The following is a 15,421-nucleotide window of genomic DNA, read 5'->3' on the forward strand; positions in this document are numbered from 1 at the left end:
TCTTGGATTTAGTAATTATTATAATAATGGTACCTAATCACGATTAACTGATTAGACCTCTTATATTAATCGAGTTGGTAACAAAAAATAAACATTATTTAAACCATAGGCTTACAAATATCACATTAACTATGCTCTTTCGTGCTATCAACCTCATGTTCTGACACAAAAAAAGCCGCATAATGCGGCTTTATTTTGACACGCTATAGTCATTATTCAGCAAGATATTCGACCACTTCCAGGCCAAAACCTGACAATGAATGGTACTTGGTTTGCGAGCTCAACAAACGCATTTTGCTGACACCTAGGTTAGCTAAAATTTGAGAGCCGACACCGACATTGCGAGAGCCAATATGACGCTTCACTTCTTTAACGGTCTCACCCGCATCTAACTTGGCATACTTTTCCACTTGCGCAATCAATGAATCAGGAGACTCATGCTTACCGAGTAAAACCAATACACCACCCTCTTCTGCTATGCGCTCTAACGCTTTACCAATCGGCCACTTGTTGATGCTATCGCGTTGGCTGTATAACAAATCGCGGAAGGTATTTTCTAAGTGAACACGCACTAACGTAGGTTCTTCCGCTTTAATCTCACCTTTGGTTAACGCGAAATGTGCTTGTCCGTCGATAGTATCTCTGAAAACCGTTAGATCAAACTCACCGAATGCAGTCGGCAGTTTACACTGTGAAATACGCTGAATGGTTGTCTCAGTCGCATTACGATACTCGATAAGGTCAGCAATGGTTCCCATCTTTAAATCGTGTTTTTCTGCAATTTTTTCTAAGTCAGGACGGCGCGCCATGGTGCCGTCTTCATTCAGAATTTCAACAATGACCGCAGCAGGTTCGTATCCAGCGAGACGCGCTAAATCTACACCGGCTTCGGTATGACCAGCACGGTTAAGCACGCCGCCATCTTTAGCAATCAGTGGAAAGATATGACCTGGTTGAACAATTGAATTTTGATCCGCGTTAGGCCCTACTGCAGCAAGTACAGTAGTTGCTCGGTCAGCGGCAGAAATACCTGTAGTTACTCCTTCAGATGCTTCGATAGAAACCGTAAAGTTAGTAGTAAACTGTGCATCATTTTTCTCAACCATGAGTGGCAATTTCAGTCGTTCACAACGCTCACGAGACATAGGTAAACAGATCAATCCGCGGCCATGCGTTGCCATAAAGTTGATCGCTTCTGGCGTGACAAGTTCAGCAGCCATAATGAAGTCACCTTCATTCTCACGGTCCTCGTCATCCATCAAGATAACCATCTTTCCTTGCTTGATGTCTTCGATGATTTCTTCTGGGGTATTTAGTTGCATGATTGCCTCTTATTTGTGTAAAAAGCCACTTTTCGCCAGTAAGTCCATTGAGACACCTGATGAAGAATTTGGCTTATGCGCTTGTTGTGCAAGTAATAATCGTTCGATGTAGCGAGCCATCACATCAACTTCGACGTTGATTTTAGTACCCGCTTTATAATGTGTAATAATCGTTTCGGCTGCTGTATGTGGAACAATCGTCAACCTAAACTTATTGTCTGAAATACTATTTACCGTCAAACTGACGCCATCAATAGTAATGGAACCTTTTTCCGCTATGTATGGCGCTATATCACTTGGCATAGACAACCAATAGTCCCAGCTATTGCCTGCGCGCTCTATGGATAGCACTTCTGCTACAGCATCAACATGGCCTGAAACAATGTGGCCACCAAAGCGTGTCGTCGGCAGCATAGCTTTCTCAAGATTTACCTTGCTTCCGATATTGTAATTCGCAAAACCTGTACGCTTTAACGTTTCTGTTGACACGTCAGCACTGAAGCTCATTGAATCAAACGCCACAACTGTCAAGCAAATACCGTTCGTCGCAATAGAGTCTCCCAGCTTCACATCAGACATATCTAATTGCCCCACATTCACTGTGACTCTTGCACCGTCAGCGTTCACATTAATTTCTGAAATATGGCCAATAGCCTCAATAATACCTGTAAACATTATTTATTCTCTTTGAATGAAGCGGTAATTTTGATATCGCTACCGACCATGGTGATGTCTGAAATACTGAGCGACTTTGCTCGACTCAGTGACGTCACATCCGGCATAGCACATAAACTTCGACTATCGCTGCCCATTAATTTAGGGGCTTGAAACAAAACAAGCTCATTAACCAAGTCTTGTTCAATAAAAGCGCCCGCCAAGTGTTGCCCCGCTTCGATAAGGACGTCGTTGTACCCTTGTTTGCCCAAGTATTCTAGCGCTTTTGCCAAGTCTATTTTTCCATCTTGTGTTTCAATGGCGACTTGAGTGACAAAATGCGGCCAGTCTTGGCTATTTTCAACCGTTGAACGCAACAAAATAACAGGCGAATGCTCGTCAAACATCGCTAATTCTGGGGTAATCCGTTGCTGACCGTCGATGACTACACGTACAGGCTGTCTAAGTGCTTCTTCTTTGTATGTTTGTGTCAACTCACCAAGTTCTTGGTAGCGGACATTAAGCTTTGCATTGTCGATGAGCACGGTATCAGCGCCTGTAATTACCGCGCAACTTTGTGCACGAAGGCGTTGTACCTCTTGTCGCGCTTCAGCACCTGTAATCCATTTACTTTCACCCGATGCCATCGCCGTTTTCCCATCAAGACTCGCCGCTAATTTACAGCGTACAAACGGACGTTTATTTCGCATCAAGTATAAAAAGCCTTGGTTTAATGTTGCCGCCTCTTCCCTAAGTAACCCTATTTCAGTTTCAATACCTGCTGCTTGCAACATCGCAATACCCTTGCCCGCCACTTTAGGATTAGGATCGACATCAGCAATAACGACTTTGGCTACTTCGCGGTCTATCAGTGCTTGTGAACATGGTGGTGTACGACCAAAATGAGAGCAAGGTTCAAGCGTCACATAGGCTGTTGCCCCTTTTGCCAGTTCACCCGCTTTTCTTAATGCGTGAACCTCAGCATGAGGAGTGCCTGCTTTTTCATGATAACCCTCTCCGACTATTTGCCCGTTATTGACAATCACACAACCAACACGAGGATTAGGTGACGTAGTGTAATGACCTCGCTGAGCGAGTTTAATGGCTCTCGCCATATATTCGATATCTTGTGGAGTAAAGTTCGGCATAAGTAATGGCTATTTCTAGACTATTTCTCGTCGCCTAGTCGGGCGATCTCTTCACCAAACTCTCTAATATCTTCAAAAGAACGATATACAGAGGCAAATCGAACATAGGCTACTTTATCTAGCCCTTTTAGTTGTTCCATGATCAGGTTACCCAGCATTTCACTCGACACTTCCCTTTCACCGGTCGCTCTAAGTTGAGACATCAACTTATTGATGGCTAATTCAATCTCTTCAACACTTACAGGACGTTTTTCTAATGCTCTTAGCAAACCACTTCGCATCTTCTCTTCGTTAAACGGCTCTCTCGAACCGTCTCGCTTGATAATGCGTGGCATGACAAGTTCTGCTGTTTCGAAAGTCGTGAAACGCTCATGACATTCTGTGCATTCTCGGCGGCGACGAATTTGATGACCGTCGGCAACGAGTCGCGAGTCGATAACTTTAGTATCTGTTGCGGAGCAGAATGGGCAATACATAGTAAGCTCTATAGTAAAATTTTCGCTCATTTTAATCGAAAACAAGCAGTTAAGCGAAAGATAAAAGCGTGATGATATATTTAGATAAAGTGCAATTGTAAATTTATCGTGTCTTTTGAAAGTCGATTTCCCGATAAGAATACCCTGTAGCAGCATTCACAAGGTTTAGCCGCTGATAATTCAGAGCAAACGTTCAGTCAGTCTTACTAGCGCAGGAAGTTATTTAAGACAAGTTGCTTTTCCAGAGGGCGCAAAAATATGAGCCCTTTGAGATTGAGTGCACCTGCTTGTCAAGCAGGTGCTATGGCGCGACTCAATCCAAATGAATGTATTTTTATAGTAAGTATAAGTTTTACTTAAGGCTTGGAAGAACGACGATATTGCCACCGTCTATTAACTGTTCGATGCGCATTTTTTTAAAAACGCGATATTCGTTTGAGTTGTACCATGTTTTCAGCGCCTGATCGTTAGGAAACCGAGAAATTACGGTCCAATTGCCCGACCAAACACCCTCTAGTACCTCCCCTTCCCGAGAAGCCACTAAAATTTCCGCACCTGCATCAACAAGAAGTTGCGTAACGGGTTTCCCATATTTACCCATGTATTCTTGATAATCTTTAACACCTATCTGCGCGACTAGATACACGCTCTTGTTTGTTTTATTACCATTTTCTGCATGCGCGCCAAGTGATACTGCAACTGACACGCAGCATAGTAAAAAGGCTACCCAAACTTTAGCCAACACCATTGATATCCTCCAATAAAATTCCCATAACCAAGCGTTAAAGCGTCACGCACAGCCCTTCGTTGGTTGCTTAACAACTGCTTAACTATAGTGATAATCTAATGAAGAGAAAGACGAAAAATGTAAGAAGATAAAACGGGCACACAATAGACGCTAAGGAAATATTGCCTCTTTGAAAAATACGCCAGTATCTTCCCCCATAGGCTTGTTACTGCGAGTGTTTTATGAGGATGACTTGCAACAAGATTAGATGTTTTAAGTTTTCAGCCCCTATAAAAAAAGGCGCTATAAGCGCCCTTTCTCGAGTGATTACACCTGATTTACTGGTGCACAATTCTGTTCTCAATTAGGTTGTCGACAACAGCAGGATCGGCAAGCGTAGAGGTATCACCTAAGTTCTCAAGCTCGTTTTCAGCGATTTTACGTAATATCCGACGCATGATTTTGCCTGAGCGTGTTTTTGGCAGACCCGGAGCGTACTGAATATAGTCAGGTTTTGCGAAACGACCTAACTCTTTCGCAACAAACTCTTGCAGCTCAGGAATTAGCTCAGCAGATTCATGCGAGCTGCACATCAACGTAATGTAACAGTAAATACCCTGTCCTTTAATTTCATGCGGATACCCGACCACAGCAGCTTCTGCCACTGCAGGGTGCAATACTAGCGCGCTTTCGATTTCTGCTGTACCTAGTCTATGCCCCGATACATTGAGCACATCATCAATTCGACCAGTAATACAGTAATAACCGTCTTCATCGCGTTTAGCACCATCGCCCGTGAAATAATATCCAGGGTATTGGCTAAAATAAGTATCAAAGAAGCGTTGGTGATCACCATAAACGGTACGCATTTGCCCAGGCCAAGAACCTGACATCACCAAGCGACCACGCGTAACGCCTTCGAGAAGCTCACCTTCTTTGCTCAATATAGCGGGTTTAACACCAAAGAAAGGCTTACCTGCCACGCCTGGTTTCATATCCACAGCACCAGGCAATGACGTTAATAAGACACCACCTGTTTCTGTTTGCCACCACGTGTCTACTATCGGGCAACGAGACTCACCGACGATTTCATAATACCAATGCCAAGCTTCTGGATTGATAGGTTCACCGACAGAGCCAAGCAATCGAATACTTGAACGGTCATGTTTGTGAACCAGTTCATCGCCTAAACTCATTAGCGCACGAATTGCCGTTGGCGCAGTGTAGAAAATGTTCACGTTATGTTTTTCACACACTTGCCAAAAACGTCCTGCATCTGGATAGGTAGGCACACCTTCAAAGACCAATGTCGTTGCACCGTTTGCCAATGGACCATAAAAAATATATGAGTGACCCGTAATCCAACCCGCATCTGCTGTACACCAATAAACTTCACCATCTCGATAGTCAAACACATATTTATGTGTCATTGCGGCATACAAAATATAGCCACCACAGGTGTGCATAACGCCTTTAGGTTTGCCCGTCGAGCCAGACGTATAAAGAATAAATAACGGATCTTCTGCGTCCATCACTTCAGGTTCGCAAACAGGTTGGTAGTTTCCGATAACTTGTTGGTAGTGAACGTCTCGCTTACTGTCCCAATTTACATCAGCACTTGTGCGTTCAACCATGACAACAGAATGCACATTTGGACAGTCAGCTATCGCCAGATCCACATTGGCTTTTAACGGGATATGCTTACCACCTCGAACACATTCATCCGCGGTAATCACCACTTGGCAATCGGCATCAAGTACACGTGCTTTAATAGATTCACTAGAAAAGCCACCAAAAACAACTGAATGCACTGCACCAATACGAGCACAAGCAAGCATCGCGTAGCCAACTTCTGGGATCATCGGCATGTAAATACACACACGATCACCTTTTTTCACACCGCGGTCTTTTAACAGGTTAGCCATACGGCAAACATTGTCGTGAAGCTCTTGATAGGTAATTTTCGCATCATCTGTCGGCTCATCGCCTTCAAATATAATCGCGGTATTGTCAGCCTTGGTATCAAGATGGCGGTCAATACAGTTATAGCTCACATTTAGCTGCGCACCTTTAAACCATGAAATATCTGCTTTGTGATAATCTACAGACGTCACTTCATCCCACGGTTTATACCAATCAATAAATTTGTTTGCTTGCTCAGCCCAGAATACCTCTGGCTGCTCTATCGATTGCTGATACATGCTTTCATAGGTAGCTGCATCAATATACGTCGTTTCCTTTGCCTGCTCCGTTACAGGGTAACGGCCTTGTAATTCATTCATGTTCCCACTCTGACATTTATTGGTATTTTTATGTTTTCAACCAGTGTATCGGTTTTTTATCGTTTGTCTTATAAAGATTCACATCTTGTTAAACATTATTTTTATAACAAGTTAATGACCATTCAACCCTAGCATTAAAAAACCAAAATGACAACGCTGTCATTTGTAAATTAAACCAGAATTAAGATCGATGGTTTGCATATTTATATGTAAATCAGTAGCCTGCACTCTCAAAGCGTGGAATTAAGGTTTACATAGAATATGGAAATAGTATTTATTCGCCACGGAGAACCGGCAAGTAACCACAACAACAAGCTCACCAGTAAACAGTACAAGGCATGGGTAGAACAATACAATGCCTCTTCCGTAGCAGACACTAGCCGTCCAAACGATTCATTCACAGATGACTTTGCCAATTACTTTGTTGTATCAAGTTCGCTGCAACGTGCGATTGAGTCATGTGAAATTTATACCAAGCAATCGCCACAGCTTATTCTGGATATCCTTAATGAGATGGATATCCCGTTTTACACGTTACCGCTAAAACTTAAAGCATGGACTTGGCTTTATCTCTCAAGGGTGCTTTGGACATTTGGTGTTGTGGGAAAATTTGAATGCTATTTATTCGCTCGACAGCGTGCTAAGTCAGCAACAGTAGAGCTACAAAAAATTGCCGAGAAACACGACAAATTACTGGTATTCGGGCATGGGTATATGAATGCCCATATCAGGCGTTTATTGGTCCGTAACGGTTGGACGATGGAAAGTAAAAACAACCATTACTGGGGCGTAACCCGATTAACTAAAACGAAACAAGGGTAAACAAAAAGCCCAGCAAATGCTGGGCTTTTTAATCTGGGGTATAAAAGTAATACTTTTACAGTAAAAGTTACTTCTTCGCCAACTTCTCTTTGATACGAGCTGAACGACCTGAACGCTCGCGTAAGTAGTAAAGTTTTGATTGACGAACATCACCGCGACGTTTAACTGCAATAGAGTCAACTAATGGGCTATGTGTCTGGAATACACGCTCAACACCTACACCGTTCGAAATCTTACGAACTGTGAAAGCTGAATGTAAGCCACGGTTTTTAACAGCGATTACAACACCTTCAAACGCTTGAAGACGCTCTTTATCACCTTCTTTTACTTTAACTTGTACAACAACTGTGTCACCTTGCGCGAACGCTGGTAAGTCAGTTTTCATTTGCTCTTGTTCAAGAGCTTTAATAATGTTACTCATAATTACCTCTTCCTAGGATTCACGGTCAGCGGCGTCAGCTTCACTATCATTAATGATAGTTTCCAGCATTTTCGCTTGCTCTGCCGTCAGAGCTAGGTCAGTTAAAAGTTCTGGTCGTCTGAGCCATGTTCTTTTCAGTGACTCAAATTGGCGCCATTGGCGAATGTTTTCATGATTTCCGCTAAGCAGCACCTTCGGTACCGACTTTTCGTCAAGCACTTCTGGGCGAGTGTAATGTGGACAATCCAGTAAGCCATCAGCAAACGAATCTTGTTCTGCAGACAACTCATGCCCCAATACACCAGGAACAAACCGCGCTACCGCGTCAATTACATTCATCGCAGGGAGTTCACCGCCACTTAAAATGTAATCACCAACTGACCATTCTTCATCAATATCTGATTCAATGATCCGTTCGTCTATTCCTTCATAACGGCCTGCTACGAATATCAGACAGTCATGCTCAGCAAGCTCACTAACACCGCTTTGGTCCAACTTTCGGCCTTGTGGTGATAAATATATCACCTTTGCGTTTCTGCCCTCTTCCTCAGCTTTCGCTTTGGCAGCGTGAATAGCATCACGCAGAGGTTGCACCATCATTAACATGCCTGGGCCACCACCATAAGGTCGGTCATCCACAGTGCGATGCTTATCATGAGTAAAGTCTCTTGGGTTCCACGTATGAAACTCAATAAGGCCTTTACGAATCGCCCGGCCTGTCACCCCGTATTCTGTGATTGCATCAAACATTTCAGGAAAAAGGCTTATCACCCCAATCCACATTTTGCTTGTCGTCACAGTTTAAAAACCTGGGTCCCAGTCAACACAAATTTGTTTAGTTTTACCGTCAACAGACAAAATAACTTGGTCAAAAACATACGGAATTAACCGTTCTTTTTTACCAAAACCGTCGTTACGGTTTGCTTTAACAACCAGTACATCATTAGCGCCAGTCTCCATAATGTCAGTCACTTGACCAAGGTCGTAACCTTTGTCAGTCACTACCTGCATGCCCATTAAATCTCGCCAGTAGAACTCACCTTCAGGTAAGTCCGGCAGCAATGCTGCGTCTACATGTATTTCTGCGCCAACGAAGCGTTGAGCTTGGTCGCGGTCATCAATACCAGCAAGTTTGGCAATTAGGCCATTGTTATGCTTGCGCCAATCAACAATGTCTACTGCTTGTTCTTTTCCACCTAATTTTAACGACCAAGGTGAATAGTCAAATATTGCTTGCGGATCTTCAGTAAACGTATGAATTTTTACCCAGCCCTTGATACCGTAAACTGCGCCTACTTTACCTAGGAGGATTTTTTCACTCATTGCACTCACCCATTGTCCCCAAACTTACTAAATCAATTAAGCAGCCGCTTGAGCGTCTTTAACTAACTTAGCCACACGATCAGATAGACCAGCGCCTTGACCAACCCAGTGGTTGATACGGTCTAGGTCTAAGCGTAATTTCTCAGACTGACCTTGAGCTGATGGGTTGAAGAAACCTACTTTCTCGATGAAACGACCATCGCGAGAGTTACGGCTATCTGCAACAACAACCTGATAGAATGGACGCTTCTTCGCGCCACCACGAGCTAAACGAATGGTAACCATACCGTCCTCTATATATTTAATGTTAAACGAAAATTTCCAGACACTTTCTGAACACACGACGAGCGTACGGACAGAAAAGCTCGCGTATTCTACGCTTTTCTAGCGATAATGCAAGTAAAAAACAGGGCTTGAAGGTGAATCGCGGTCAATTAAGTGCGTGCAATGTGGGCACAATATCCCGCGCCGTATACCGATTGTATTTCTACCGCTAACACATTGGCGTCATTAAGCTTTTTACGTAGCTTTTTAATATGACTGTCTATTGTACGATCACTCACCACGCGATTATCTTGATACATACTGTCCATCAACTGCTGTCTAGAGAAAATGCGCCCAGGTTCTGCAACCATAGGCTTGAGCAATTGACACTCTACCGCTGTTAGCACAATTTGCTGATCATCACAGGTCAATGTCATACGTTGTATATCAAGTAATTCTGCCGGCGCTTGTTCTTTGGGGCCAATACGACGCAATACTGTTTTTACCCGAGCCACCACTTCTCGCGGACTAAAGGGTTTGCAAATATAGTCATCAGCCCCAAGCTCCAATCCCAACAGACGGTCAATTTCTTCAACGCGAGCCGTTACCATCAAGATAGGAATATCAGAGTGCTGACGTATATCACGGCATATCGCCATACCATCTTTACCTGGCAACATTACATCCAAAATCATAGCGTCTGCATGATGTTTTGCTAACCAGGGTTCAACCTCATCGCCTCGCAGAATACAACTCACTTCAAAGCCAGAAGCAATCAGGTAGTCTTTTAATAAATTGGAAAGTTTTTCTTCGTCTTCTACAACAAGAATATGCGCCATGTAACTCAGCTACAACATACAGTTAATTCAATTGAAGTTACTTTAACAGAGGAATTCTAATGATAACAGCAAGACCACCTAAAGAAGCTTGCGCCGCTTCAATGGTGCCTTCATGAGCTTCTACGATATGGGCACAAATTGACAAACCTAGTCCTGTTCCTTGTTTAACATTGGTTCTCGCGCTGTCAACGCGATATAAGTGTTCAAAAAGTAAAGGTAGGTGCTCTGGGGCGACGCCATGTCCTGAGTCTTCAACCATAATTTTGGCGGCTCCATGCTCTTTGGTGATTGTGATATTAACGCGCGTGCCATCCCCCGCGTATTTAGCCGCATTTCCCAATAAGTTCTCTATTAATTGGTTGAGACGTGTTTCATCACCGTATACAGGCAGTGCTTGGTCACAAATAGCAACAGAAAAGCGCATATTGTGTTTTGCCAAATAGTTGCCGTATTTACTCTCTAGCCCAGCGAACAACTCAGTAAGGTCGAGATGTGCTTTGCGATAGTTCATACCGCCAATGTCAGCACTGGTTAATGCATGCAAATCTTCGATTAACTTTTGTAAATGCGAAATCTCCTGATGCAATGAATCCGCGTTATTGGCATCGAATGGCCTTATACCATCTAACATTGCCTCTAGCTCACCTTTTAATATGGCAACTGGCGTTCTAAGTTCATGAGCAATATTGGCGAGCCAGCGCTGCCTTGCATGGTTATTTTCTTTTAAGGTGTTTGCTAACTCATTAAAATTTCGCGCTAAATGGCCCAATTCATCTTTACGCGTTGTGGGAAGCTTTTGCTCGTAGTCACCCTGTGTTAACGCATGCATACCCAGCGTTAAATGTTTAACAGGGTTAAGCAAATGTCGCGCAATAGGTAACGCAATTAAACCAGCAAGAAGCAGTAACACCGCCCCCACAAGCCATAAAAATTGTTGCTGCTGCTCAATAAAAGTCAGTTCGTAGCCACGCGTTAACTCAATACGCTTTGAGACGCCTAGATAACCAACGACTTCATCGCCAACTCGGATTGGGTTATATCGCATTTCTTGATTATCTGTTCGTCTACCCACTACATACTCTTTGTCTTTAGTGACAACGACATAGCTAACGGGTTTATTATTTGGATTCGGTGACATCTCTGAGTCCGGCCCTCTAGCAGGGCCTGGTCTTACTCCACCAAAAGGACGAGGAGGACGGCCTTCTGCACGAGCTTTGTTTTGGTCTCTTTCTCTTCCCTCTGGAGGCCTGCGCATACGAGGTTCCCTAATGGGCAACGCAAAATCACTGCCTTGCAAGGTTTCTCGTAATATACGTTTAAAGTAACGATGATTGTCTTCTAATGCATACCAAGAATTATCTTCTTGATAGAGCTCAGCTAAGTCGTCTATTAGAGGTTTGAGTTGTTGGCTTTCTCTTGCATTTACATACTCGATCATGCCCTTCGAAACACTCCATTGTGTAAATAAGGCAAAAAAGCCCAGTAGCATGCAACTTAGTAAAAAAATCAGTAAAAACGCTTTAGTGCGAAGACGCATAACTCAACCGCATAACTAGAATCAGACAACAAGAAAAATAAAAAGGTCAATATATTAGGCTAGATAGAGAATATGAAATCAAGCATGTGTGCAATTTAGAACATAACATCCTTATTTCTTGCACATTTCAGCCGCATTTGTTGCACATTTTATGATTACTATGTGAATAAGCTAGTAAAAGAGGGATAACACATGAGTCCATATAGTTTAGTAAAAACTGCCGTAGTATCTGGATTACTTGTATGGGGCACCAATGTTTTAGCGTTTCCCGGACCGCCGCCGGCTCCTCAGCCTGCACCGAACGGACCGATAGATCAGCAATCACCACAAAACCCGCCTTCGGAACCAAATGAGCGTCAAGGTCGCCGCGCGGATCCTCAACCTGATCCTGAACTCGAAAATTCATTGCAAACCCTAGTCACATCGCAAGCACTGTTACCAATAAATACTGACTTAATTGCCGCACCGGATATTAATGACCCTCTTCCACAACTTGGTAAACAGTTATTTTTTGCCAAAAATTTAGGTGGTGAGCAAAGCGTTGCTTGTGTTAGTTGTCACCATCCTACACTGGGCGGAGCTGACGATCTGTCGCTACCTGTTGGTGTTAGTGCAGTTAATTTTAATGATATTGACGCACATGACGTGTTGGGACAGGGGCGATTTAACGGCGAAGATGCTGACAACTTGCCAAGTGTGCCACGAAATGCACCAACAATTTTTAATATTGCGTTATTAACACAAGGGCTATTTTGGGATAGCCGTATCGAGAGAACGCCATCTGGCGACATTATTACACCAGACTCAGAAATAACGGGAACAGGCGAGCGTTTGCCAGATTCAAGCTTACCCGATGGCGCAACACTAGCGGCGGCACAAGCAAGATTTCCTGTTACCTCAGTAGAAGAAATGCGCGGTAGTTTTCTACCAGATGCAGACGGTAGCTCTTTACGCAGCAGTCTAGCTCAACGTTTTGACAATTCATTAACTGAGTTTATGACAAATTGGGCTGTGGCTTTTGAACAAGTATTTGAAGAGTTCACGGGCAGCTTCGATCAAATCGCGCACGCAATTGGCGAATACGAGCGTTCAATGGTATTTGTAGAGAGCCCTTGGCAACGTTATTTACAAGGCGACATTAATGCAATCACTGATGAACAGAAACGAGGCGCACTGCTGTTTTTCAATGCTCCTCAAAATGGCGGTGCTGGTTGTGTTTTCTGTCACAATGGCCCTGCCTTCACAGATGGTCGACACCATTTAGTGGCCTTCCCACAAATGGGACCAGGCAAAGGCAACGAGAGTTCAACAAATACAAGTCAAGACTTTGGTCGAGAGAATGTTACGGGCGACGAGGCTGATCGTTTCCACTTTAGAACACCGAGCCTGTTAAATATCGCTACATCAGCACCATACGGCCACAGCGGTGCCTACCAAACACTTGAGGAAGTTGTCCGCCACTATAACAACCCGACAGGCGCGGTAAATCGTTTGTTTGGTGCCGAGCGCGGAAGTACGACTGCTCAAGGCATGTTAGACGGTAGCGCACCTTTCTGTGAGTTACCTCAGGTAGCGTCGATAGGACAGAAAACAGGTAAAAGCTGTCATGACCTGTATCCGGATGCATATCAAAACTCACGACAAGTTACTCGTCACCTGAGACGTGCTAATGATGGTGCAGAAGAGGCGACATCGCCACTGCTTGATGGCGCGAACCTAAGCGGCCGAGAAGTTGAGCAGCTTGTAGCCTTTTTACATGCGCTAACCGATCCGTGTACGACAGATAGAGAGTGTTTGAATCCTTGGATTATTGATGAAGATGATGAGGCAAACTTTCCAGATAATAACCCTCTCATTGCAACAAATGATGAGGACCAAATTTTATAGTGACCATTTGAACAACTGTAAGTATAGGTAAAACAAAAAGCCGCTGTATATCACAGCGGCTTTTTTATCCTGCTTCGCGTTTTAACTTAATGATAAGTTCAATATGAGGAATAAGTTCCTCTATTTCTCGAATCTGAGTGCGCAACGCTTGCCATTGCTTCAGCTCTAACTTACCTGAATTAAGAATAGCCTGCTTGATTTCGCTCACCAGAGAGTCATCCTTTTTCTGCTCCAGGAACTCATTAATGTGCAGTAAACTATCAAGCTCTTCCTGACTGATGAACTCTTTTTCTACCATTATGATGCCCCGTCTAAAAAACACACAATTATAAAGATAACTATAGGTGCTAAAAACGAAAAAAACGTAGTTGTTTTGTAACAGCCGCACTAATTTTCGTTAACGGTTCGAACTTATCGCCAGGACATTCAATTAACTCAAAGCGTATTCGGCAGTAAAAAAACTCAACCAATATCCAAGTGAGTAGGCAACCAGTAAATATCCCCCCATCGACAGATAACTCATAAACGTCAGCTCCTTAACCTTACTCATCGCAATAATACCGGCCGCAGAACCAATAATGAGCAGTGACCCGCCAACGCCCGTAGCGTATGTCAGCGCCAGCCAGTTAGAGGTGGTCATGTTGATATCAGCTTTCAGTAAAGCAGCGGTCAACGGAACATTATCTAAAATAGCAGAAAGCATACCGAGTAAATAATTGGCTAAGCTCACATCCAGCACTTTATAAATTTCGGTTAGCTGGGTTAATACCCCAATTTCTTTCAACATACCAACAATCAGTAATACGCCTAAGAAAAACAGTAGCGTTTCAAACTCTATTTCTCTGATGTAATGCAATACGTCAGGATGAGCACTGTGCTCCAAATACTGGCCAATTAAAAACATACAACTTAACCCGAATAGGAACGTTAGTACTGGCGGGATCTGGAAAAAAGCATTCCCCACTAACGTGCATAAAATAGTTGTTAAAAAGACTGCGGCAATAATTTTGTCATTTTTAGCAATTGGTTTTGGCGTCGAAGAAAAGTGTAGCTGGCCTTTCAAATTAATCGACAGTAATGCCGCTAACGTCATTACAGCCGTAAGCGAGGGCAATACTAAATACAGCAAATCTGCAATGCTCACTTTGCCAGCCAAGAAGATCATCAATGTAGTGACATCCCCGGTAATCAATGACACCCCGCCACTGTTTACTGCAAAAACGATTAATGTCGCGTATTTGAGTCGTTGCTTTGGTGGCAAATCTAAAGAAACAATCACCGCTACCGCTACTAGCGTTGAAGTTACATTGTCGGCAAAAGAGCTAAATAAGAAAGCAAACAGTCCAATTAAAAACATAAAACTGCGTTCATGCATTGAGTTTGGCAATAAATGTTGAACGAGGTTAGAGATAAACCCCTTACTATTGAGGTAAGCAACAAATGTCATTGCTGCGGTTAAAAATAGCCAAAGTGTCGCTATTTCTAACAAGTTCTCGTTAAGTTGATGAGTAGTATGCTCTGCGTTTACAGCATCGATAGGAAACAAGTAAGCGATTAGCCAGCATAACGTGCCAATAAACAACGTTGTTTCCGCTTTATTTATATGAATGACATCTTCGAAGATAACCAGTAAAAGTGCCAAAACCGCGAGTATGAGAATGACCGTCGCCATAAAATATCCGTTAAATGTAAATAGAGTAATGCGTAAAATTCAGCAAG

General features: G+C 43.3%; 16 protein-coding genes. 2 read left to right on the forward strand and 14 right to left on the reverse strand.

Annotation, left to right across the window (positions count from 1 at the left end; all coding sequences use genetic code 11):
* Positions 1-212: 212 nt before the first annotated feature.
* The 6 genes from ribBA to acs form a co-directional block, all read right to left on the reverse strand.
* Positions 213-1,322, reverse strand: coding sequence for a bifunctional 3,4-dihydroxy-2-butanone-4-phosphate synthase/GTP cyclohydrolase II (ribBA, locus tag ACFSJY_RS00410; RefSeq protein WP_386029973.1), 1,110 nt, complete (start codon positions 1,320-1,322; stop codon positions 213-215).
* Between the two features lie 9 nt (positions 1,323-1,331).
* Entirely contained in the window at positions 1,332-1,997 is a 666-nt protein-coding gene (locus ACFSJY_RS00415) for a riboflavin synthase (protein ID WP_386029975.1), read from the reverse strand.
* Complete coding sequence (gene ribD / locus ACFSJY_RS00420; RefSeq protein ID WP_386029977.1) at positions 1,997-3,124, reverse strand: bifunctional diaminohydroxyphosphoribosylaminopyrimidine deaminase/5-amino-6-(5-phosphoribosylamino)uracil reductase RibD; 1,128 nt, start codon at positions 3,122-3,124, stop codon at positions 1,997-1,999. The genes ACFSJY_RS00415 and ribD overlap by 1 nt, the downstream gene beginning before the upstream one ends.
* 20 nt (positions 3,125-3,144) lie before the next feature.
* Complete coding sequence (gene nrdR / locus ACFSJY_RS00425) at positions 3,145-3,600, reverse strand: transcriptional regulator NrdR (RefSeq protein ID WP_386032179.1); 456 nt, start codon at positions 3,598-3,600, stop codon at positions 3,145-3,147.
* Between the two features lie 352 nt (positions 3,601-3,952).
* The gene (locus tag ACFSJY_RS00430; RefSeq protein ID WP_386029979.1) at positions 3,953-4,348 is read right to left on the reverse strand and encodes a DUF1330 domain-containing protein; all 396 of its coding nucleotides are present in this window, start codon (positions 4,346-4,348) and stop codon (positions 3,953-3,955) included.
* Positions 4,349-4,665: 317 nt separating this feature from the next.
* On the reverse strand, positions 4,666-6,609 hold the full coding sequence (acs, locus tag ACFSJY_RS00435; RefSeq protein ID WP_386029981.1) for an acetate--CoA ligase: 1,944 nt from the start codon (positions 6,607-6,609) through the stop codon (positions 4,666-4,668).
* 261 nt (positions 6,610-6,870) lie between these two features.
* On the opposite strand from acs, the gene ACFSJY_RS00440 reads away from it, so the two are divergent.
* On the forward strand, positions 6,871-7,431 hold the full coding sequence (locus tag ACFSJY_RS00440) for a phosphoglycerate mutase family protein (RefSeq protein ID WP_386029983.1): 561 nt from the start codon (positions 6,871-6,873) through the stop codon (positions 7,429-7,431).
* A 67-nt stretch (positions 7,432-7,498) separates the two neighbouring features.
* Here ACFSJY_RS00440 and rplS read toward each other — a convergent pair whose 3' ends face one another.
* The 6 genes from rplS to ACFSJY_RS00470 all read right to left on the reverse strand — a co-directional run bounded on the left by rplS (position 7,499) and on the right by ACFSJY_RS00470 (position 11,716).
* Positions 7,499-7,852 (reverse strand): 50S ribosomal protein L19, encoded by a 354-nt coding sequence (rplS, locus tag ACFSJY_RS00445; protein ID WP_386029985.1) that lies wholly within the window; start codon positions 7,850-7,852, stop codon positions 7,499-7,501.
* Positions 7,853-7,864: 12 nt separating this feature from the next.
* Entirely contained in the window at positions 7,865-8,635 is a 771-nt protein-coding gene (gene trmD, locus ACFSJY_RS00450; protein ID WP_386032181.1) for a tRNA (guanosine(37)-N1)-methyltransferase TrmD, read from the reverse strand.
* Positions 8,636-8,653: 18 nt separating this feature from the next.
* A complete protein-coding gene (rimM, locus tag ACFSJY_RS00455; RefSeq protein WP_386029987.1) occupies positions 8,654-9,175 on the reverse strand; it encodes a ribosome maturation factor RimM in 522 nt (173 codons plus the stop codon).
* Between the two features lie 36 nt (positions 9,176-9,211).
* Positions 9,212-9,460, reverse strand: a complete 249-nt coding sequence (gene rpsP / locus ACFSJY_RS00460) for a 30S ribosomal protein S16 (protein ID WP_386029989.1) — start codon at positions 9,458-9,460, stop codon at positions 9,212-9,214.
* Positions 9,461-9,609: 149 nt separating this feature from the next.
* The gene (locus ACFSJY_RS00465) at positions 9,610-10,278 is read right to left on the reverse strand and encodes a response regulator (RefSeq protein ID WP_386029991.1); all 669 of its coding nucleotides are present in this window, start codon (positions 10,276-10,278) and stop codon (positions 9,610-9,612) included.
* A gap of 37 nt (positions 10,279-10,315) precedes the next feature.
* A complete protein-coding gene (locus ACFSJY_RS00470; protein WP_386029993.1) occupies positions 10,316-11,716 on the reverse strand; it encodes an ATP-binding protein in 1,401 nt (466 codons plus the stop codon).
* Between the two features lie 291 nt (positions 11,717-12,007).
* Between ACFSJY_RS00470 and ACFSJY_RS00475 the strand changes: the two genes are divergently transcribed.
* A complete protein-coding gene (locus tag ACFSJY_RS00475; protein WP_386029995.1) occupies positions 12,008-13,702 on the forward strand; it encodes a cytochrome-c peroxidase in 1,695 nt (564 codons plus the stop codon).
* A gap of 64 nt (positions 13,703-13,766) precedes the next feature.
* Here ACFSJY_RS00475 and ACFSJY_RS00480 read toward each other — a convergent pair whose 3' ends face one another.
* A complete protein-coding gene (locus tag ACFSJY_RS00480) occupies positions 13,767-14,000 on the reverse strand; it encodes a hypothetical protein (RefSeq protein ID WP_386029997.1) in 234 nt (77 codons plus the stop codon).
* Between the two features lie 132 nt (positions 14,001-14,132).
* Complete coding sequence (gene nhaD, locus ACFSJY_RS00485) at positions 14,133-15,374, reverse strand: sodium:proton antiporter NhaD (protein ID WP_386029999.1); 1,242 nt, start codon at positions 15,372-15,374, stop codon at positions 14,133-14,135.
* Between the last annotated feature and the right edge of the window lie 47 nt (positions 15,375-15,421).

The organism is Thalassotalea euphylliae, assembly GCF_042682785.1.
Taxonomy (GTDB): domain Bacteria; phylum Pseudomonadota; class Gammaproteobacteria; order Enterobacterales; family Alteromonadaceae; genus Thalassotalea_F; species Thalassotalea_F euphylliae.

Bases quoted from the DNA above. Each gene is read 5' to 3' on its own strand.
- ribBA (WP_386029973.1), bottom strand. From the start codon at position 1,322: ATGCAACTAAATACCCCAGAAGAAATCATCGAAGACATCAAGCAAGGA.
- ACFSJY_RS00415 (WP_386029975.1), bottom strand. From the start codon at position 1,997: ATGTTTACAGGTATTATTGAGGCTATTGGCCATATTTCAGAAATTAAT.
- ribD (WP_386029977.1), bottom strand. From the start codon at position 3,124: ATGCCGAACTTTACTCCACAAGATATCGAATATATGGCGAGAGCCATT.
- nrdR (WP_386032179.1), bottom strand. From the start codon at position 3,600: ATGTATTGCCCATTCTGCTCCGCAACAGATACTAAAGTTATCGACTCG.
- ACFSJY_RS00430 (WP_386029979.1), bottom strand. From the start codon at position 4,348: ATGGTGTTGGCTAAAGTTTGGGTAGCCTTTTTACTATGCTGCGTGTCA.
- acs (WP_386029981.1), bottom strand. From the start codon at position 6,609: ATGAATGAATTACAAGGCCGTTACCCTGTAACGGAGCAGGCAAAGGAA.
- ACFSJY_RS00440 (WP_386029983.1), top strand. From the start codon at position 6,871: ATGGAAATAGTATTTATTCGCCACGGAGAACCGGCAAGTAACCACAAC.
- rplS (WP_386029985.1), bottom strand. From the start codon at position 7,852: ATGAGTAACATTATTAAAGCTCTTGAACAAGAGCAAATGAAAACTGAC.
- trmD (WP_386032181.1), bottom strand. From the start codon at position 8,635: ATGTGGATTGGGGTGATAAGCCTTTTTCCTGAAATGTTTGATGCAATC.
- rimM (WP_386029987.1), bottom strand. From the start codon at position 9,175: ATGAGTGAAAAAATCCTCCTAGGTAAAGTAGGCGCAGTTTACGGTATC.
- rpsP (WP_386029989.1), bottom strand. From the start codon at position 9,460: ATGGTTACCATTCGTTTAGCTCGTGGTGGCGCGAAGAAGCGTCCATTC.
- ACFSJY_RS00465 (WP_386029991.1), bottom strand. From the start codon at position 10,278: ATGGCGCATATTCTTGTTGTAGAAGACGAAGAAAAACTTTCCAATTTA.
- ACFSJY_RS00470 (WP_386029993.1), bottom strand. From the start codon at position 11,716: ATGATCGAGTATGTAAATGCAAGAGAAAGCCAACAACTCAAACCTCTA.
- ACFSJY_RS00475 (WP_386029995.1), top strand. From the start codon at position 12,008: ATGAGTCCATATAGTTTAGTAAAAACTGCCGTAGTATCTGGATTACTT.
- ACFSJY_RS00480 (WP_386029997.1), bottom strand. From the start codon at position 14,000: ATGGTAGAAAAAGAGTTCATCAGTCAGGAAGAGCTTGATAGTTTACTG.
- nhaD (WP_386029999.1), bottom strand. From the start codon at position 15,374: ATGGCGACGGTCATTCTCATACTCGCGGTTTTGGCACTTTTACTGGTT.